This is a genomic window from Marinobacter guineae, from assembly GCF_002744735.1.
Classification (GTDB): Bacteria; Pseudomonadota; Gammaproteobacteria; order Pseudomonadales; family Oleiphilaceae; genus Marinobacter; species Marinobacter guineae.
In genome coordinates this window covers 1,354,606-1,374,775 of the sequence record NZ_KZ319339.1, presented here as the reverse complement: position 1 = coordinate 1,374,775, position 20,170 = coordinate 1,354,606, and the positions used below count along the sequence as shown (strand labels likewise).

Annotated in this window: 14 protein-coding genes; 12 read left to right on the top strand and 2 right to left on the bottom strand. The window is 55.2% G+C overall.

Going from position 1 to position 20,170, the window contains the following annotated elements; all coding sequences use genetic code 11:
- Positions 1-489: 489 nt before the first annotated feature.
- Positions 490-4,122, bottom strand: coding sequence for an urea carboxylase (uca, locus tag CLH62_RS06390; protein WP_099617264.1), 3,633 nt, complete (start codon positions 4,120-4,122; stop codon positions 490-492).
- Positions 4,123-4,136: 14 nt separating this feature from the next.
- Positions 4,137-5,990, bottom strand: coding sequence for an allophanate hydrolase (atzF, locus tag CLH62_RS06385; RefSeq protein WP_099617263.1), 1,854 nt, complete (start codon positions 5,988-5,990; stop codon positions 4,137-4,139).
- 359 nt (positions 5,991-6,349) lie between these two features.
- On the opposite strand from atzF, the gene urtA reads away from it, so the two are divergent.
- The 12 genes from urtA (at position 6,350) to CLH62_RS21080 (ending at position 20,157) form a co-directional block, all read left to right on the top strand.
- Entirely contained in the window at positions 6,350-7,648 is a 1,299-nt protein-coding gene (urtA, locus tag CLH62_RS06380; RefSeq protein WP_099617262.1) for an urea ABC transporter substrate-binding protein, read from the top strand.
- 87 nt (positions 7,649-7,735) lie between these two features.
- Positions 7,736-9,340, top strand: a complete 1,605-nt coding sequence (gene urtB / locus CLH62_RS06375; protein ID WP_099617261.1) for an urea ABC transporter permease subunit UrtB — start codon at positions 7,736-7,738, stop codon at positions 9,338-9,340.
- A gap of 3 nt (positions 9,341-9,343) precedes the next feature.
- Positions 9,344-10,483: an urea ABC transporter permease subunit UrtC gene (urtC, locus tag CLH62_RS06370; RefSeq protein ID WP_099617260.1), complete on the top strand. Its 1,140-nt coding sequence runs from the start codon at positions 9,344-9,346 to the stop codon at positions 10,481-10,483.
- Positions 10,480-11,304, top strand: coding sequence for an urea ABC transporter ATP-binding protein UrtD (gene urtD / locus CLH62_RS06365; RefSeq protein WP_099617259.1), 825 nt, complete (start codon positions 10,480-10,482; stop codon positions 11,302-11,304). Before urtC ends, urtD begins: the two co-directional genes overlap by 4 nt.
- Entirely contained in the window at positions 11,304-12,002 is a 699-nt protein-coding gene (urtE, locus tag CLH62_RS06360) for an urea ABC transporter ATP-binding subunit UrtE (protein WP_099617258.1), read from the top strand. Before urtD ends, urtE begins: the two co-directional genes overlap by 1 nt.
- A gap of 597 nt (positions 12,003-12,599) precedes the next feature.
- Positions 12,600-13,859 carry a DEAD/DEAH box helicase family protein gene (locus CLH62_RS06355; protein WP_211285661.1) on the top strand — a complete coding sequence of 420 codons (1,260 nt, stop codon included), beginning with the start codon at positions 12,600-12,602 and terminating at the stop codon, positions 13,857-13,859.
- Positions 13,753-14,022 carry a type I restriction-modification enzyme R subunit C-terminal domain-containing protein gene (locus CLH62_RS21630; RefSeq protein WP_407657763.1) on the top strand — a complete coding sequence of 90 codons (270 nt, stop codon included), beginning with the start codon at positions 13,753-13,755 and terminating at the stop codon, positions 14,020-14,022. The genes CLH62_RS06355 and CLH62_RS21630 overlap by 107 nt, the downstream gene beginning before the upstream one ends.
- The gene (locus CLH62_RS06350; RefSeq protein ID WP_099617257.1) at positions 14,019-15,737 is read left to right on the top strand and encodes a restriction endonuclease subunit S; all 1,719 of its coding nucleotides are present in this window, start codon (positions 14,019-14,021) and stop codon (positions 15,735-15,737) included. Before CLH62_RS21630 ends, CLH62_RS06350 begins: the two co-directional genes overlap by 4 nt.
- Complete coding sequence (locus CLH62_RS06345; protein WP_099617256.1) at positions 15,734-17,368, top strand: AAA family ATPase; 1,635 nt, start codon at positions 15,734-15,736, stop codon at positions 17,366-17,368. The genes CLH62_RS06350 and CLH62_RS06345 overlap by 4 nt, the downstream gene beginning before the upstream one ends.
- A complete protein-coding gene (locus CLH62_RS06340) occupies positions 17,368-18,285 on the top strand; it encodes an HNH endonuclease family protein (protein ID WP_099617255.1) in 918 nt (305 codons plus the stop codon). The genes CLH62_RS06345 and CLH62_RS06340 overlap by 1 nt, the downstream gene beginning before the upstream one ends.
- A gap of 3 nt (positions 18,286-18,288) precedes the next feature.
- On the top strand, positions 18,289-19,770 hold the full coding sequence (locus tag CLH62_RS06335) for a type I restriction-modification system subunit M (protein ID WP_099617254.1): 1,482 nt from the start codon (positions 18,289-18,291) through the stop codon (positions 19,768-19,770).
- A gap of 228 nt (positions 19,771-19,998) precedes the next feature.
- A complete protein-coding gene (locus CLH62_RS21080) occupies positions 19,999-20,157 on the top strand; it encodes a hypothetical protein (protein WP_170005760.1) in 159 nt (52 codons plus the stop codon).
- Positions 20,158-20,170: the final 13 nt, after the last annotated feature.

Sequence of the window (20,170 nt, the reverse complement as noted above, 5' to 3'; positions counted from 1 at the left end):
CTTTTGGTGTTTGTTGCCATTGTTCTGTTTGTCCCTTGGTTTCGGGGCCTCTTGGTATGGTGATTGGCCGCTGGGCCGGCTGGTGGGGTGCGGGTTTCAAAAGACGCCGTGAACCCATCCATGGGGGCTTGAGCGCAGCATCCCTGCTGCGCACACTTTTGAAACCCGCACCCCACCATCCGTCCCGACTCCCTTTGCCTGCCAGAAACCAATACCGGCACTTTGACGGTTTTCCTTTGAAAGGTCGGACCTACTCTGCCCGTCAGTCAACCAAGTCACCTTTCTTTTTCTCAAACCGCAATCACCTTATGTCTGGAAGCCGTTGGGGGCAGGCCTGTCACAGACTGTGCGCAGCAGGGATGCTGCGCTCAAGCCCCCAGGGATGGGTTCACGGCGTGTCTGTGACAGGCCTGCCCCCAACGGCTTTACTCCAAAACAAGAGGCCAGTTTTTAACGAGGTCTAACTCCCGCGAAGAGAGTTACTCAGAGTCAGATCTTGATGCTCAGCAGAGGCTCCCCGGGAGTCACGGCCTTACCGGGCTCCACATGCATGGCACTGATCTCCCCGGCCTGGGTCGCGTTTATCTCGAATTCCATCTTCATGGCCTCTACGATCACCAATGGATCACCTTCAGCTACCGTATCCCCGGCTTTCACCAGGCACTTCCAGATGTTACCGGCAATCTCCGCACTCACCAGCTCCCCGAACTTCTCCAGGTCAGACACGTCCGCTTTCGGCGGCGCCTTGGCCAGCTTATCGAGTTCCTCGGCTTCGCTGTCTTTCCACAGGGCCACTTCTTTCGCATAAGCCGCTTGCTGCAGTTTTCGGAACTCGGCGATGGAGTCGCCGTTGGCGTCGAGGAAGGCCTGGTGGGATTTCAGGTCGAAGGTTTCTTCTTCGATTTTCACCGTCAGCTGGCCGGCGCGGAACTGGTCTCGCATTTCATCCAGTTCGGTTTCGGTGACGGGGTAGTAGCACACTTGGTCGAAGAACCGCAGCAGCCAGGGAGCACCTTCGGCGAACTGGGGGTTTTTCAGGTATTTGTTCCAGATCGGCAGTGTGCGTCCCACCAGTTGGTAGCCGCCGGGGGAGTCCATGCCGTAGATGCACATGTACACGCCGCCGATGCCCACGGTGCCTTCTGCCGTGTAAGTCCGGGCCGGGTTGTATTTGGAGGTGAGCATCCGGTGTCTTGGGTCCAGGGGCACGGCGCAGGGGGCGCCGAGGTAGACGTCGCCAAGGCCGAGCACCAGGTATCTTGCCGAGAACAGGATGTCGCGGACGGCCTCGCGGCTGGGCAGGCCGTTGATGCGTTGCATGAAGTCGACGTTGTTGGGCAGCCAGGGAGCAGTGTCACGGACCGACTGGCGGTATTTATCCACCGCCTCCAGAGTGGCGCTGTCTTCAAAGGCCATGGGCAGGTGGATCACCCGGCTGCGGACTTTCAGTTCGTCCGTGGGCGGCAGGGTGGCTTCCAGGTCCAGCAGGTACTCCATCAGCGCCGCCTGGGGTAGGATGCGGGCATCGTACCGCAACTGCAGGGAGCGTACGCCGGGGGAGAGTTCCAACAGGCCGTTGGGTTGCACGTCGGCGATGGCTTCCATCAGGGCATGGATGCGCAAGCGGAAGCCCAGGTTCATCACGTTGGGGCCGTATTCCAGCAGGATGTACTGGTCGCCAGCCTGGCGGTAGGTGACTTCCGGGCGGCCGTCGGTTTCGTCCAGATGGGCGAGGATCGTCGCGGAAAGGCCGTTCACCGGAGCCAGGTCTGGCTTCGCCAAACCCACCTCCGGTGGTGCCATCAGGCTCTTGATGGCCAGTTCCTGGCGCTCGGAGAGCTCTACGGCGGTGTCGTTATCAATGGCCACGAACCGGATGGTATCGCCGGGTTTCACCTGGCCGACTTTCCACAGTTCCGCCTTGGCGATGGTCACCGGGCACACGAAGCCGCCCAGGCTGGGGCCGTCCTTGGTGAGGATCACCGGCATGTCGCCGGTGAAGTTGATGGAGCCGATGGCGTATTCGCAGTCGTGGATGTTGGAGGGGTGCAGGCCCGCTTCGCCACCGTCGGCCCGGGTGAACTCCGGCTTTGGTCCGTTCAGGCGGATGCCCAGGCGGTTGGAGTTGTAGTGCACTTCCCAGTCCTGCTCGAAGAATTTCTCAATGGACTGTTCGGTGAAGAAATCCGGGGCACCGTGGGGGCCATAGAGCACGCCGATTTCCCAATGGTCCGGGTAGTTGGGTATCAGGTCCGGATCTGCCGGTGCGGGATCGTGTGTCGGTGCCGTGGTGGTGCAGGCCGGCAGGCTGATCTGGCTGATTCCCAGCATGTCGCCGGGGCGCAAAGGTCGGCCGCCGTGGCCGCCGAACTGGCCGAGGGCGAAGGTGGAGCGGCTGCCCAGGTAGACCGGCACATCAAAGCCGCCGCGCACGGCCAGGTAGGTGCGGCAGCCCTTGATGGCCTTGCCTACCGCCAGAACCTGGCCGGCTTTTACGGTGATGGGTTTCCAGAATTCCACCGGCTTGTCGTCCAGTGTGGCTTCGGTGAGGGCACCGGTCAGGGCGACGACGGAATCCTTGTGGAACTTCAGGCTGGGGCCGATCAGGGTGGCTTCCAGGCCCGCGGCCTCGTGGTGGTTGCCGACGATGCGGTTGGCAATGCGGAAGGCGTAATCGTCCATCGGGCCACTGGGCGGAACGCCGATGTTCCAGTAGCCCACGCGGCCCGGGTAGTCCTGCACGGTGGTGTAGGTGCCGGGTTTGACCACTTCCGCCACGGAGGGTTTGAACTCGAAGCTCTCCAGTGCCCGGGTGGAGACAATGCCATCGGCAAAGCTCTGCTGGGCCACCACCTGGCGCAGATAGTCCAGGTTGGTGGCAATGCCCATCAGCCGGGTTTCCGCCAGGGCGGCTTTCAGTTTGGCCAGGGCCTCGTGCCGGTCTTTGCCATGCACGATCAGCTTGGCAATCATGGGGTCGTAATGAGCAGAGACTTCGCTGCCGTTTTCCACCCAGGTATCCACCCGCACATCGTCTTCCGGCCAGTGCACATCGGTCAGCTCGCCTGGGGAGGGCTGAAAATCCTTCAGCGGGTCTTCGGCGTAGATGCGCACTTCCATGGACGCGCCGTTCAGTTCCGGCTCGAAACCGGCCAGGTCCGGGCTTTCACCGGCGGCGATCTTCAGCATCCATTCGATCAGGTCCAGACCGGTGACAGACTCGGTCACCGGGTGCTCAACCTGCAAGCGGGTATTTACTTCCAGGAAGTAAAACTCGTCCCGGTCGGCGTCGTAGATGTATTCCACGGTGCCGGCGGAGCGGTAATTCACCGACTGCCCGAGGGAGACGGCGGCATCCAGCATCTTCTGGCGGGTGGCGGCCGGCAGGTTCGGGGCCGGGGTTTCCTCCACCACTTTCTGGTTCCGGCGTTGCAGGGAGCAGTCCCGCTCGCCCAGGGCAACCACATTGCCTGCGCCGTCACCGAACATCTGCACTTCCACATGGCGGGCCCGGGCGATGAAGCGCTCCAGGAACACACCGCTGTCGTTAAAGAAGCTCTGGCCCTGGCGGCGCACGGTTTCAAAGGCGTCCCGCAGTTCGCTTTCGCTGTTACAGCGGGTGAGGCCGATACCGCCACCGCCGGCGGTGCTTTTCAGCATCACCGGGTAGCCGAGCCGGTTGGCGGTGCTCACCGCTTCATCCAGGCTTTCCAGCAGGCCGCTGCCAGGCGCCAGGGGCACACCGGCGGCTTCGGCCAGTTCCCGGGCCCGGTGCTTCAGGCCGAATTCGCGCATCTGCTCAGGTGTGGGGCCGATAAAGGCAATGCCGTCCGCCTCGCACGCCTCGGCAAAGTCGGCGTTCTCGGACAGAAAGCCATACCCCGGAATAATCGCCTGGGCGCCGGTGTGCTTGGCGGCCGACAGAATCTGGGCCTTGTCGAGGTAGGTTTCACTGGCGCCGTTGCCGGTGAGGGCCACGGATTCATCGGCGAGGGTGACGTGCAGGCTGTGGCGGTCCTGATGGGAATAGACCGCCACACTGCCAATCCCCATGATCTTGAGGGTGCGAATGGTGCGGACCGCGATTTCGCCTCGGTTGGCGATTAGTACTTTGTTGAACATGATGGCGGTTCTCCTTATGCCTTGCCGGATTTGCCGGAATTGCCAGATTTGAGAGAAGTGATGTAGGCGCGCCAGCCGCCGAACCCGGTGACATCCCGGGCGCCGTCGAAGCCGTAGCCTTCGCAGATAAAGCCGTTCACCCAACGGCCATCAGCCAGTTCCACGTTGCCAATGCCCAGAGGCGCGGGGATCAGGTCAACAAAGGAGCCGAAGGCGGAGGCGGGCATTTCCCAGACTTCCACGATGATTGCCTGGCCTTTTCCGGCGGCGACCCGTTTCAGCCCGGGTTTGGGCGGGGTGGTGTTCGGCAGTGCGTAAAGACGGTAATTGGCGGAGGTGGTGGTCTGCTCCAGCAAAGTGGAAAAGCGCTCTGTGAGCTGGGTGTTCAAGGGCATGCCACTGAGGTGGGCGCCAACCACGGCCACCTGAATCGTGGGTGTGGACACTTCCGCGCCCGGGGTTTCGTCCGGCCGGGGTTTGTCGGTGGCGCCCAATGGCGTGGGGTGGGCATTCAGCCACTGGCAGGCCAGGTGTTGCAGCTCGGTGTCTTTCCAGGCGCCGCTGATCAGGGTGATGCCGAAAGGCAGGCCGTCGTCCCGGAAGCCGGCGGGGATGGCCAGTGCGCTGAAGTCCGCCAGGTTCACGAAATTGGTGTAGGTGCCCAGCTGGCTATTGAGCGTAACCGGGTCGTTGTTGACCGCTTCAATGGTCGGCGCCGTGGGTGCGGTGGGCACCAGCAGGGCATCCACATCGGCCAGCAGTTCATCAATCTGGCGCAGCAGTTCTTCCTTGCGGTACTGGGCATTGAAGGTGTCGGTGGCGCTGAACTTGCCGGCGTTGTCGATGATGCCTTTCACCACCGGGTTCATCGCGCTGCCATGGCTGGCCATGAAGGACTCCACGGCGGCATGGCGTTCGGCCACCCAGGGGCCTTCATAGAGCAGGGCAGCCAGCTCCAGCATCGGACTGAAATCCAGCGGCACCAGTTCCACATCCTGCTGGCGCCACTGGCTGATGGCGGTGTTCCAGGCGGCTTCGGCCTGCTGGTCACCAAACCACTGCGGATGCTCGGGAATGGCGAGGCGTTTGATCGGGCCAGGACGACGAATGGCGGGGCCGTCCAGGGGCAGGGCGTAGGGCGCCTTGCGGGAGAAAGCATCCCCCGCATCGAATCCGGCCATGGCATCGGCCAGCAGCCCGGCATCGTTTACCGTCAGGGCAAAAATGGACACGCAGTCCAGGGAACGGCAGGCCGGCACCACGCCTTTGATGCTGAACAGCCCCTTGGTGGGCTTCAGGCCGACGAGGTTATTCAGCCCCGCCGGCACCCGACCGGAACCGGCGGTATCGGTGCCCAGGGAGAAGGGCACCAGCCCACGGGCGACCACCGAGGCGGAACCGGAGCTGGAACCGCCGCTCACCACCTCGGGCTTGAAGCTGTTGGGGACCGCACCATAGGGGGAGCGGGTGCCCACCAGCCCGGTGGCGAACTGATCCAGGTTGGTCTTGCCGATGATCACCGCACCGGCGGCCTTGAGCCGGGCAATGTTGGTGGCATCTTCTTCCGGGGTGTAGCCGAAGGCGGGGCAGGCGGCGGTGGTCTCGAAGCCTTTTGCATCCATATTGTCTTTTGCGGCGAACGGAATGCCATAGAGAGGCAGTGCGCCCCTGTCACCACCGGCGGCTTCCAGCGTTTGCGCCAGCTCGGCCAGGGCGCTGGCCAGGCCGTCACCATCCAGCAGGGAAATCCAGGCCACGTCTGTGGTATCCAGCCCGGTAATCAGCTCACCCAGCATCGATTCCGGCGTGGCGCCTTCTTTATAAGCGTTCTGCCAGTCCTTTATGGTCCATCCAAGTGTCGAAGGCATTGGTCATCCTCATGTGCGTTATCAACTTGTATACATGTGGAATGGCAATGCCTGTGCCATTTGCGGAACTTTCTTGATAAGCAAATAAAAACAACACGTTAAGTGTTTTCGGCAGAAATGCCTAAGCCAGGCGCTTGCCCAGTGCCGGTGCGGCCGCACCAAAACTGAACCGGAAAACAGGGGTTTGGGGGCTGGTTGCGGGGTGCCTGATGGTGCCTGGCCGGCTTGTATACTAGATAACTGACTGTTTTGGCGGGATATACAGGGAATGTGGAACAGCAGATGCAGAGGCCCTGGTGCGTTTCATGACGAACTGCAAGCTTCAACCCAAGACCCGATTCAAAAAAAGGACGCGCAACATGAACCTCAAAAAACACGTGAAACTGGGCCTCTCTGCACTCGCTCTCTCCATCTCCTTTAACTCACTGGCGGCGGAAGACCCCATCAAGGTGGGCATCCTGCACTCCCTCTCCGGCACCATGGCGATCAGTGAGTCCACCCTGAAAGACACCATGCTGATGCTGATCGAAAAGCAGAACGCCGCCGGCGGCATTCTCGGCCGTCAGCTGGAACCGGTGGTGGTCGATCCCGCTTCCAACTGGCCGCTGTTCGCTGAAAAAGCCAGGGAGTTACTGGCCCAGGAAAAAGTGGACGTGATTTTCGGCAACTGGACCTCGGTGTCCCGTAAATCCGTACTGCCGGTAGTGGAAGAGCTGAACGGCCTGCTGTTCTACCCGGTGCAGTACGAGGGTGAGGAATCCTCCGAAAACGTCTTCTACACCGGCGCCGCGCCCAATCAGCAGGCCATTCCGGCGGTGGATTACCTGATGAACAACATCGGCGTGGAGCGCTGGGTGTTGGCGGGCACGGATTACGTCTACCCACGTACCACCAACAAGATCCTCGAGACCTACCTCAAGGATAAAGGCGTGGCCGCGGAAGACATCATGATCAACTACACGCCGTTCGGTCACTCCAACTGGCAGTCCATCGTCTCCGACATCAAGGCATTCGGAAGCGCCGGCAAGAAAACCGCCGTGGTCTCCACCATCAACGGCGACGCCAACGTGCCCTTCTACCGCGAACTGGGTAACCAGGGCATCGACGCAGCAGATATCCCGGTGGTGGCCTTCTCCGTGGGTGAGCAGGAACTCTCCGGCATCGACACCACTCCGCTGGTGGGCCACCTGGCCGCCTGGAACTACTTCATGAGCGTGGAGAGCGACGCCAACTACGACTTCATCGACGCCTGGGTTGAGTACACCGGCAAGGAAGACGCCGTTACCAACGACCCGATGGAAGCTCACTACATCGGCTTCAACATGTATGTGGAAGCGGTCAAGAAAGCCGGCACCACCGACGTGGACGCAGTGAAGGATGCCATCATCGGCGTGAGCGTGCCCAACCTCACCGGCGGCTTCGCCACCATGATGCCCAACCACCACATCACCAAACCGGTGCTGATTGGCGAGATCCAGGACAACGGCCAGTTCTCCGTGGTGTGGGAAACCCCGTCTACCGTGGCTGGCGATGCCTGGTCTGACTTCCTGCCGGGTTCCAAAGACCTGATCAGTGACTGGCGCAAGCCGCTGTTCTGCGGAAACTTCAACGTGGTGTCCGGCAGCTGTGGCGGCGCTGCGAAAGTGGCTTCCGAGTAACACCGGCCTGAGCGTGCGGGGCGGGGGCCAGTTCCCCGCCCCCTCGTGAACCAGCTCCACATTCACTCTCAAGGACAGGACGCACCCATGGGCATCATCCGATCGCTCAGTCAGCTTCTGCTTGTCTGTTGTCTGCTCTTGCCCGCCGTCTCAGTGGCGCAGGTGGAAGATTCCGAAGCGCAACAACTGCTAACCGCACTGGCCGACTCCTCGTTTGCGGAAAAGAAACAGGTGGTCAATCGCATTGCCGACAGTGGCGATGACCGGGCCCGGGGCTGGCTCGAATCCTTCGCCGCCAACAAGCTGGCCCGCATCAAATCCAGGGGGCAATTCGTGATCGTGCTGGAGAACCGGGGCCGGGACTGGACCGTGGAAAGCGCCCTGACCCGGGAAAACCTGGGCGAAATCTCCCGCCGGGATCTCGACACCATCCGCGTGAATAATGCTCTGCGCACCGAGCTGGAAAGCATACTCTCGGTGATTGACCTGAAAAGCCCTGACGAAGCCAACCGCCTCACCGCCGCCCGCGCCCTCAAAGGCAGCGTGGACGCCACCCTGGCTGAGCGCCTGCCGGAACTGATCGAAGCGGAACAAAGCGAACCGGTTTCCGACTCGCTCACCGAAGCCCTCGCCATCTACAAGGTGGAAGAGCAGGGCGACATTACCGCCGTGGCCACCCTCTCTGGCAGCCTCAATTCCGAAGCCCGGGCCGCCCTGCAGCAGGCCATGCGCAGCGACGACCCCGCGCTGGTGGAGGCTGCTGCCAAGGCCATGGACAGCATCGAACAGAAACTGAAACTCAACCGCGCCGCCGAGACCCTGTACTTCGGCCTCTCCCTCGGCTCGGTACTGGTACTGGCCGCCATCGGCCTGGCCATCACCTTCGGCGTGATGGGCGTGATCAACATGGCCCACGGCGAACTGATCATGCTGGGTGCCTACACCACCTGGGGCATGCAACAACTGTTGCCGGGCCAGCCCGGCCTGGCATTGATTCTCTCCATTCCCGCCGGCTTCCTGGTAGCGGCGCTGGCGGGCATTGCCATTGAGCGCACTGTGATCCAGCACCTGAAAGGCCGCCCACTGGAAACCCTGCTGGCTACCTTCGGCGTGAGCCTGATCCTGCAGCAGCTTGTGCGCACGGTGATCTCACCGCTGAACCGCACCGTGATTACCCCGGAGTGGATGAGTGGCTCGGTGATGATCAACGAAGCGTTGTCTTTAACGCTCAATCGAATGTACGTGATCGGCTTTGCCCTGGTGGTATTCGCCAGTCTGATGCTGATCATGCGCAAGACCCGCCTGGGCCTGGAAGTGCGTGCCGTCACCCAGAACCGGGCCATGGCCCGCTCCATGGGCATTAAGGCCACAAAGGTAGACATCATGACCTTCGCCCTGGGCTCCGGCGTCGCCGGCCTGGCCGGTGTTGCGCTCTCCCAGATCACCAACGTCGGCCCCAACCTGGGCCAGAGCTACATCATCGATTCCTTCATGGTGGTGGTATTCGGCGGTGTCGGTAACCTCTGGGGCACCCTGGTGGCGGGCCTGACCCTGGGCACCATCAACCAGCTGCTGGAACCCTGGGCCGGCGCCGTACTCGCGAAAATCATCGTGTTGGTGTTCATCATCCTGTTCATTCAGAAACGGCCGAAGGGGCTCTTCCCCCAGAAAGGCCGGGCGGCGGAGGGCTGAGTTATGGCAACAACCAATAGCTGGCTGCTCCGGCCATTTCAGGAGCGTTCCACCCAGGTTTTCCTGGGCGTACTGTTCACGGCCGTGATCGTGGTCAGTTTGCTGCACCTGTTCATGCCCCAGGACAGCGCCCTGCACGTAAGCGCCTACACCGTCACCCTGCTGGGCAAATACCTGTGCTACGCCCTGCTGGCGGTGGCGGTGGATCTGGTGTGGGGTTACCTCGGAATCCTCAGCCTGGGCCACGGCGCCTTCTTTGGCCTTGGTGGCTACGCCATGGGCATGTACCTGATGCGCCAGATCGGCGACCGCGGCACCTACGGCGACCCGGTGCTGCCGGACTTCATGGTGTTCCTGAACTGGGACGAACTGCCCTGGTACTGGCATGGCTTCGACATGGCCTGGTTTGCCTTCATCATGGTGCTGCTGGCCCCGGGCCTGCTGGCACTGGTGTTCGGCTTCCTGGCCTTCCGCTCGCGGGTGACCGGGGTGTACCTCTCCATCATCACCCAGGCGCTGACCTTTGCGCTGATGCTGGCCTTCTTCCGCAACGAAATGGGCTTTGGCGGCAACAACGGCCTGACCGACTTCCGGGATATTCTCGGCTTCAACCTGCGCACAGACGCCACAAGGCTGGGGCTGTTCATCGCCACCGGCATCGCCCTGGCCATCGGCTACGTGATCTGCCGCGCCATCGTGAACAGCAAACTGGGCCGGGTGAGTATCGCCTGCCGGGACGCCGAGGCCCGTACCCGCTTCCTGGGTTACCGGGTGGAGCGGGTGCAGCTGTTTGTGTTTGTGGTCTCCGCCATGCTGGCGGGCGTGGCCGGGGCGTTGTACGTACCGCAGGTGGGCATCATCAACCCCAGCGAATTCTCGCCGCTGTTCTCTATCGAAATCGTGGTGTGGGTCGCCCTCGGTGGCCGCGCAACCCTCTACGGCGCGGTGATCGGCGCCATCCTGGTGAACTACGCCAAAACTGTGTTCACCGGCATCATGCCCGACGCCTGGTTGTTCGCCCTCGGCGGCCTGTTTGTGCTGGTTACCGTGTTCCTGCCCAGGGGCATTGCCGGGCTGCTGCAGAAACGCCGCAAAACCAAAACCGATGACGACACACCCGCCGGGCAGGAGGCCACCGCATGAGCATTTTTCAGGAACTGGCCGACCGCGAGCATGTGTTCGAGTTTCTTACCCAGGTGCAGTCGCCGGTGGACGTGCGCCACGGCCCGATCCTGTACCTGGAAGACGTGAACGTGAGCTTTGACGGATTCAAGGCCATCAACAACCTCAACCTCACCATCGACGACGGCGAGCTGCGCTGCATCATCGGGCCTAATGGCGCGGGCAAAACCACCATGATGGATATCATCACCGGTAAAACCCGACCGGATACCGGCTCGGTGTGGTTCGGCAGCCGCCACAACCTGCTCACCATGAACGAGCCGGACATCGCCTCCCTGGGCATCGGCCGCAAGTTCCAGAAACCCACGGTGTTCGAAGCCCTCACCGTGTTCGAAAACCTGGAGCTGGCCATGGCAGCGGACAAGCGCGTGTTCCCCACGCTCACCGCCATCATGAAACCCGAATACCGGGACCGCATCGACGAAGTGCTGGAAATGATCGGCCTGAAAGAGCTGCGGGACCGTCTCGCCGGGATCCTCTCCCACGGCCAGAAACAGTGGCTGGAAATCGGCATGCTGCTGATGCAGAAGCCCCGCCTGCTGCTGGTGGACGAGCCGGTCGCCGGCATGACCGAACAGGAAATGGAACGCACCGCCGAACTGCTAACCAGCCTGGCCGGCAAACAGTCCGTTGTGGTGGTGGAACACGACATGGGCTTCGTGCGCTCCATCGCCCGCAAAGTGACCGTGCTGCACCAGGGCAGTGTGCTGGCCGAAGGCACCATGGACCAGGTCTCCAAAGACCCGGAAGTGATCAAGGTTTACCTGGGAGAGGAGGCGTAATGCTGAAAATCCAGAAGCTCAACCAATACTACGGCGAAAGCCACACCCTCTGGGATCTGGACCTGGACGTACCCCAGGGCCAGTGCACCTGCGTAATGGGCCGCAACGGCGTGGGCAAAACCACCCTGATGAAATGCATCATGGGCGAGGAAACCACCAAGAGCGGCAGCATTGAATTCGCCGGTGACGTGGAACTCACCAAAAAGAAAGTGGAAGACCGCTCCCGCCTCGGCATCGGCTACGTGCCCCAGGGCCGGCAGATCTTCCCCCTGCTGACCGTGGAAGAGAACCTCCGCACCGGCCTGGCCGTGCGTGCAGATGGCAGCAAGAAAATCCCCGAGCGGGTGTATGAGCTGTTCCCGGTGCTGAAGGAAATGAAAAACCGCAGAGGCGGCGATCTTTCTGGTGGACAGCAACAGCAGCTGGCGATTGGAAGGGCGCTGGTGATTGAGCCCAGGCTGCTGATTCTGGATGAGCCCGGGGAGGGGATTCAGCCGAATATTGTGGCGCAGATTGGGGAGGTTATTCGTAGGCTGATTGAAGAGGATGGGCTGACGGTGCTGCTGGTTGAGCAGAAGTTGCCGTTTGCTCGGAAGTATGCGGATCGGTTTGCGATTGTTGATCGGGGGCGGAGGGTTGCTGAGGATGAGATTGCGGGCCTGACCGATGAACTCATTAAGAAGCACCTGACGGTATGACAGTTATTGAGCACACAGCCCGCCCCTACGACTCCGGAGCCTGTCGCGCTTGGTGTGGCCGTCAGTCATTGCGCCGCAAAGGCCGAGCATTAACTTGAAAGTTGAAAAGGTGCCACGCTTGCAGGCGCCTCCATTTTGCTTATGCTACAGCTATGTTGGAAGACTCATCTTAGCGACTTACGCCGCGGGTTCTCAATTCTGAACCAGGTTATCAAATGGATGGGCATGGCCGGATGGACTGGTGCTGAAGGGAGTAGCCGCTTCAGCCGTCTGGTTGGTGACTGACGGGGAAGCATATCGCCACCGCCTACTACTTTTGTCCAAAGATATAGCAACAAAAGGCTGCCCGCGAAACCAGGTGACCTTTTAATCGGATATCCGACAATAAGATTGACCCTATGAGGCGTTTGCTTAAAACTGGAAGCTAGCAGGTAAGAAGGAAAGAATCGCTGCTGCTGTTTATAACGATGGTTGGGTGCCTCCTGCAGCACCTATACTAGAGAAATTGGGCTGCCGTTATGTCGCTTTAAAAAGAACAAGGGTTTATTTGGATGTCCCCGTCCACCGACAAAACCGAAGCCGAAGCCCGGACCGAAATTGACGCCAAGCTCGAAGCCGCTGGCTGGGCCATTCAAGATAAAAAAAGCCATGAACTTGTTCGCAGGCGAGCCACAGTTTCATGGTGTAGCTGTGCGAGAAATTGATACAGAGGGCGGAGGACCGGCCGACTACATGCTGTTCGTCCAGGGCAAAGCGTGCGGCATTATTGAAGCTAAGCGTGAAGGCACCAGCCTCGGAACGGTGGCCGAGCAATCTGGTAGCCATGCCATCTTCGGCACCAAATACACTAAGCGGTGGGCAGATGAAGATCAGCCACGCCCCTTCCTGTACGAAGCCACCAACCACGAAAACCGCTTCCGGGACGAACGGAATCCATCATCATGCTCCCGAAAAGTCTTTCACTACCATCAGTCCAAAACCTTGAGGAATCAGTTGGAAGAAGGCACCACACCGAGAGAAATCCGACACACCCCGGATATCCAGATAAAAACTTTTGATTTTTGCATTGTCGACGAATGCCATCGTTCCGTATTCAACCTGTGGCGCCAGGTGTTGGAATACTTCGACGCCTTTTTAATCGGCGTCACCGCCACACCTACTAACAAAACCATCGGCTTTCTTAATCAAAACCTGGTTAGCGAATACACCCACGAAGACGCAGTAATCGACCGAGTCAATGTCGGCTACGATATATATCGCATTCGAACTCGCAAAATCGAAGAAGGCGATAATAACACTGAGGCAGGCAATACTGTCTCCATTTGCGATCGACTCACGAAAGAAGGACGCCTGGAAACGTTGGATCATCGAAAGGAATACCATGGCAAGCAACTCGATCGCTCGGTCATTGCCTCAAACCAAATACGCACCATCATCCAAACGTTTCATGACCGCGTGTTCCAATACCTATTTCTGGCTCGCATTGGCGACTGGCTGCCACAAAACCTGATCTTTGCCAAGGATGAGGACCATGCTGACCGCAAAGTGGATAGCCAACCCAGGAAACAGCGCCATTTGAGCTACGCTCAACTGCAAGACCTGGTTGACGATATAGAGCAACCACCCTATAACATTGCCCCCTCAGACGTATGGAAAGCCTATGAAAAGCTCGAGAAGCTCAAAGCTAAGGGGGCACTCCCCCAGCGAAAAACTGCCGGCGCTACTGAGGGTGATTCGCTGCGCCTTGGGGGTGACCAAGGAATTAGAGCCCTTTCCCGGGTTGGTCAACCAACACTTCGATGCCTCGCTGCAACAGCAGCCCAACGATTTCAACGCCGAGCAACAGCAATGGTTTGAACGCATTAAACAGCAGACTGCCCACAACGCAGAATTTGAGCTAGATGATTTTGATTTTATACCGGAGTGTAAGCGGGAGGGTGGATTGCTGAAGGCGCAGAAATTATTTGGAAAGGAGTTGGCTCACATTGTTCAGGAACTCAACGGATATTTGATTGCATGAGTAACATAGCAACAAAGAATATTGATTTGCCCAGAGACTGGGAATGGTCAACTTTGGGAGAGGTATGCGAAAAACCACAATACGGCTGGACGACGAAGGCTACGAGTCAAGGGAGGGTAAAACTTTTAAGAACAACTGATATTACGAAAGGAGCTATAGCTTGGGGTAGCGTTCCCTTTTGTTCAGAAACCCCCGAGGATATAGAAAAATACCTCTTGCAGGACGGTGATATTGTCGTCTCGCGCGCGGGTTCTGTTGGGGTCAGCTATTTAGTCACCAACCCTGAGCCATCAGTCTTTGCCTCGTATTTGATTCGATTCAAACCTCTCATTGAACGAAAATACGTATTCTATTTTTTGCAAAGCCCAGCATATTGGAGCGCGATCTCTGAGAGAAGCGCTGGCATTGCACTGCAGAATGTTAACGCTTCAAAGTTGCGCGGCATACCGATTCCCGTCGCGCCTTACGGACAACAAAAACGCACCGTCGCCAAAATCGAAGAACTCTTCTCCCATATCGACGCCGGCATTGTATCTCTCCAAAAAGCCAAAAACCTACTCATACAATTCCGCCAATCTGTTCTCAAGGCCGCCATCACCGGCGAACTTACACAAGATTGGCGTGAACAGAGCAGAGAAAAGCTAAGTGACCCTCTAAACACCATTTCTAATTTGCCGGATCTACCAAAACCGGCAAGGTGGAAAACCCGGAGTAAAGAGACAGTATTGGGACATCCCGCTTTGGCAGTAAACAACCCTCAGACCGAACTTCCTAAGGGCTGGATTTGGGCGCCGTTAGTTGAATTGGCAACAATTGCCAGTGGCCACACGCCTAGTAGAAAACACCCTGAATGGTGGGATGGGGATATTTGCTGGATAGGAATTGTTGATGCCCGTGAAAACCACGGTTGCGTTATAAATGAGACAGCTCAACACACTAACGAAGAGGGGCTAGCAAATTCAGCCTCCAGACTCCTTCCCATGGGAACAGTGTGCGTTAGTAGAACGGCGTCAGTTGGGTATGTCGTAATTATGGGTAAAGAAATGGCCACTAGTCAGGACTTTGTGAATTGGATTCCCACCGAAGCGGTCACGTCAGATTGGCTTAGGCTTATTTTTACCGCCGATACGGAAGGTCTTCGAAAGTTTGGTAAAGGCACCGTTCACAAAACCATTTACTTTTCGGAATGGCTGTCAATCAACATCGCATTACCAAGTGTTGAAGAGCAAAAAAAAATAGTAGAGATAGCTGATTCGAAGATAAACGCCATGCAGAGGCTGGAAAGTCAAATTGAACGGCAGCTGAAAAAGGCCGAGCAAAATAAACTTTCAATATTGAAGGCGGCGTTTTCCGGAGAGTTGGTCGATTCTCTGACAACCGATGGCACCGCTAAAGACTTATTGGACAAAGTAGAAGCCCAAAAAACTGTAGACCTAACGAGACAAAAAGTAAGGAAAAATAAGAAACATTCTGAAAAAAAGGAGAGCGGATTGGTGAAAAAGTCCATTATTGACGCGCTGGGAGAAGCAGAGTCGTCTTTAACACCTGAGGAACTATTCGCTAGAACTGGCCGCGACCACACGTCTGCTGATGAAGTGGAAGAATTTTATGTGGAGCTCAAAAAACGTCTTGGCGACAACGAAATCAGCATAGACTCGATATGGTCCGAAGGCATTAAACAAGGCGATCTAATATCATGCAAGGCTGACCAATGAAACTTCACAAGCTTTGGATAGAAGATTTTAAGAATCTACAAGATGTAGAGATAAATTTTGACCAAAAAGAGCTGGTTACTGTAATTATAGGCTGGAATGGTGCAGGAAAATCCAATGTAATCGAGGCTCTTGTAATAATATTTAGAAACCTGGATCTAGGCAAAATAACAGGCTTCAACTTCAGAATCGAATACTTCTGCCACAACAAGCTAATAAAAATCAATGCCGACAAAACAAAATCAACTCCCGACAAGCAATATGATATTAGTTATTGCCAGATTGAAAAAGTAGGGGGCGAAGATAATTGGAAAACTCTAAGGTTTTCTAAGCTAAACAACAAAGGAAAGAGTAAGTTTCTCCCTTCAAATGTTTTTGGCTATTATTCGGGGCCAAGTGATCGCTTAGCGGAGCACTTCTTCGCTCATCAAAAAAAGTTCAGAGATCAACTGCTTTACCCAAGAAGATTCAATTTAGACGAGAAAACCCTGCCTCTAAGACCTCTTTTTTATGCGCAAAAAGTGCATAGCAATTTTGTATTGCTATCTTTCTTTCTAGGTGATGATGGACGCGTTAAGAAATTTTTAAGAGAAAAACTAAAAATTGTTGGCTTAGAGTCAGTTTTGTTTGTATTGAAAAAGCCTGATTGGAATAGTAATGAAGGCGATCCTAGATTTTGGAATGCCACCGGTGTAGTTCGCCCATTTTTAGACAGATTGTTTTCGGCCTCACTAGCGCCAATGAAACAGAAGATCAAGATTCCACATCCAATGAAGCCATCTGAACAGATGGAGGCGTTATTTGTTTATTTAAAAGATGTGGAGGCATTGAGAGAGGTAGGCAGTCAAACAACGGATAAAGACTTTTTTAAACTTCTTGAGAGTATTTACTTCTCAAACCTTATCCATGAAGTTCGAATAAGGGTAAAAGTCGATGGTCAGAAAAATAAAGATGACACTTTGACCTTTAGAGAGCTGTCTGAAGGTGAGCAACAACTAATAACAGTACTCGGACTTTTGCGGTTTACACGAGAAGATGAATCTCTGTTTTTACTTGATGAGCCTGACACGCATTTAAATCCTGCTTGGAGTATGGAGTATATTAATTATCTACAAAAGATCGCGGGGTTAGATGAGCACTTGGATCAGAAGAAGAATAGCCATATAGTTCTGGCAACCCACGATCCGATTGTTCTTTCAACAATGAAAAAAGAACAGATTCAAATAATGAAACGAGATTCACACTCCCTAAAAGTGGAAACTAACCCGCCACTGTACGACCCAAAGGGATTGGGCGTTTCAGGAATACTTACAAGCGACATGTTTGGTTTGCGGTCTGATTTGGATTCAGAGACATTGGAAGATTTGGATGAACATGCTGTCCTATTTTCTAAGGACAATCGTACTCCCAAAGAAGAGAGACGCTTGACTGAACTCCAGGAAAATATGAGAAAAGCAGGCTTTCTCGATGCATACTCCGACCCATATTTTTCAGCTTTTGTTAAAACATGGGCGCGCAGGCATGGCCGCAACCTATTTAAAAATACATTTTTAACGGATGCGGATAGGGCGAAGTTAAATGCAATGACTGACGAGATCCTAGCCGAGTTGGATGAGGAGGAGGCGTCCGACTAATGCATTTTATTGATCAAGACGAAATTGAAGCCGATTTGCCCGCGGGTTGGAATGAAAAGGTCCAAGCCTCTTGGGAGTACGTAAGAAATAAGATAAATCAAGCTGAGCAAGCTATACGAGATCAATCCGAAGAAAAAGGCTGGACTCCTGAACAACTAGAAGACGAAGTGTACAAGGCCAAAATTAAAGCGAGGAAGGCTGCAATTGAAAGCAAGAGTATCTGGTCGGACTTAAGGGAAATATTGTCCGAACAGTCGAAGGGAAAATGTTGGTACTGTGAAACAAATGAAGTGAGGTCAGATAATCCGGTTGATCACTTTAGGCCAAAAAACAGTGTTTCAGAATGCACTGATCACCCCGGATACTGGTGGTTAGCCTTCGATTGGACAAACTACAGATTTTCTTGCACTTTCTGCAATTCGCGGCGAGTAGAAGTGAAGACATCTGGCGGAAAGCAAGATCATTTTCCTCTATTCGTTCCGCCTTATTGGAATAAATGTGAGGATGACAAAAATAACGAGAGACCCATGCTTTTAGACCCGGCAGAAGAAAGTGATTGCCGGCTAATAACATTTAATGATAATGGAGAAGCACGTCCTGCTGCATCCGAAAGAAGCAGCGAAGAATTCAAGAAAGCAGAAAAATCTATTGTGCTTTATCACCTAAATCATAAGCCAACCACGCGAGCTAGAAAAATAGTTTTCCAGAAGATCCGAGAGTTAATATCCAACACAAACGAACTTTTAGAACAAGGGTTGGATGAAAATTCTAGATCTATAAAGTTTAATAGAAAGGAACTGATAAAACTCATTAGGTATGAATGTAAGTCAACGCGGTTCAATTCTGCAGCAAGGGTATGTTTAATGAAGTTCAAGGATGATAATGCTTGGGTAAAAGACATATTGGAACGAGCTTAATATATGAATGATTCGAAAGCGTCAGATGTAGTCAACAGAGTTTGGAACTATGCGCACGTACTTCGTGATGACGGGGTTGGCTACGGGGACTACATAGAGCAAATCACATTTTTGATCTTTTTGAAGATGGCCGATGAGCGCGACAGAGGCGGTCAAACCGTAGCAGTGCCCCAAAAATATAGCTGGTCACAGTTGGTTAAGCTGGATGGAGATGCCCTTGAAATCCAATACCGCCACACCCTTGAGGAATTAGGCAAAAAGGGCGGGATGTTGGGCACTATCTTCCGCAAGGCCCAAAATAAGATACAGGATCCGGCCAAACTCGAACGTCTGATAAAAATGATCGAAAAAGAGGCGTGGTCTACCCTACCGCTAGATGTAAAGGGCAATATCTATGAAGGACTGCTAGAGCGCAACGCCCAAGACGTTAGAGGTGGTGCAGGGCAATATTTTACACCGCGCCATTTGATTGAGGCCATTGTAGAAGTCATGAAGCCGGATGTCATGGATACGGTGGCAGACCCCGCTTGTGGCACCGGCGGCTTTTTGCTAGCCGCCTATGATTACATGAAGCCCAAGGCGAAAGGAAAAAAAGAACAAAAGCACCTTAATGAAAATGCATTGCGAGGCAATGATATTGTCGATAGCGTCACCCGTTTATGCGCAATGAATCTCTATTTGCACGGAATAGGCAGTGCAGACGGGGATTGCCCCGTGGTAACCCAAGATGCGCTCGCAAAAGAGGTGAGTGACCATGATAGAGTCGATTTGGTGCTGGCGAATCCGCCATTCGGTAAAAAAAGCTCTGTTACGGTGATCAATGAGAAAACTGGGAAAGCGCAAGCCGAGAAGCTCACATACGAACGCACTGATTTTTGGGCCACCACATCCAACAAACAGCTCAATTTTGTACAACATATTGCCAATATGCTCAAAATTAACGGTAAAGCAGCAGTGGTGGTACCTGATAATGTGCTTTTTGAAGGCGGGGCAGGTGAAACCATCCGAAAAAACTTGCTAGATCGGTGCAATCTGCACACCATACTTCGCTTGCCGACTGGTATATTTTATGCTCAGGGCGTCAAAGCTAACGTCATTTTCTTCGACGCAAAACCTGCCGCAAAAAAAGCTTGGACGCAAAAGCTCTGGGTTTATGATTACCGAACCAATGTTCACAAAACCCTCAAGCAGAATCGACTCTCAGAGAGAGATTTCGAGGAATTCATTGAATGCTACAGCGCTGACGATCTCAGCAAGCGAGAAGAGTCAGAAGATATTGAACGCTGGAAAGCTTTTTCTTATGAGGAATTGATTGCCCGAGATAGGACCAGCTTGGATATCTTTTGGCTTAAAGATGACTCTCTAGAGGATACGGAGAACTTGCCGTCACCCCAGCTTTTGGCAGTTGAAATCGTCGAGCAGTTGGAAGCCGCTTTGGAGGAGTTTCGTTCAGTTGAGGAATCGCTGCTTACTAAAACCGAATGACCCTAGCCACCTGGGATAGATTAGGTACGAGCCGGTTTTATTTCCTAGAAAACCGGGACAGATCCATTTTCAGCCCCGGTTTTCCCTAACATTGTCGGCTTTTGAAACCAGGTTGCTAAACCAGCGGTATTGGGTTGAATAGACCTGGCTTTCGGATCGGGTCTTTTCCTGTGCGCTACACTTCCAGATAACCGTTATCTTCTCAACTGTCAGAGTGGGAGAGTCGCAATGCAGGACTACGAACTCTATTACTGGGGCCTGCCCTTTCGCGGTAATTTTATTCAACTTTTTCTGGAGGAGGTTCGGGCGGATTACCGCAAGCTGGATGCCAGCGAGGTCTACCCTGATAAAAGCCTGAACATCCGGTACCCCGGGACTGTAGCCTGACGTCTGAAAACAA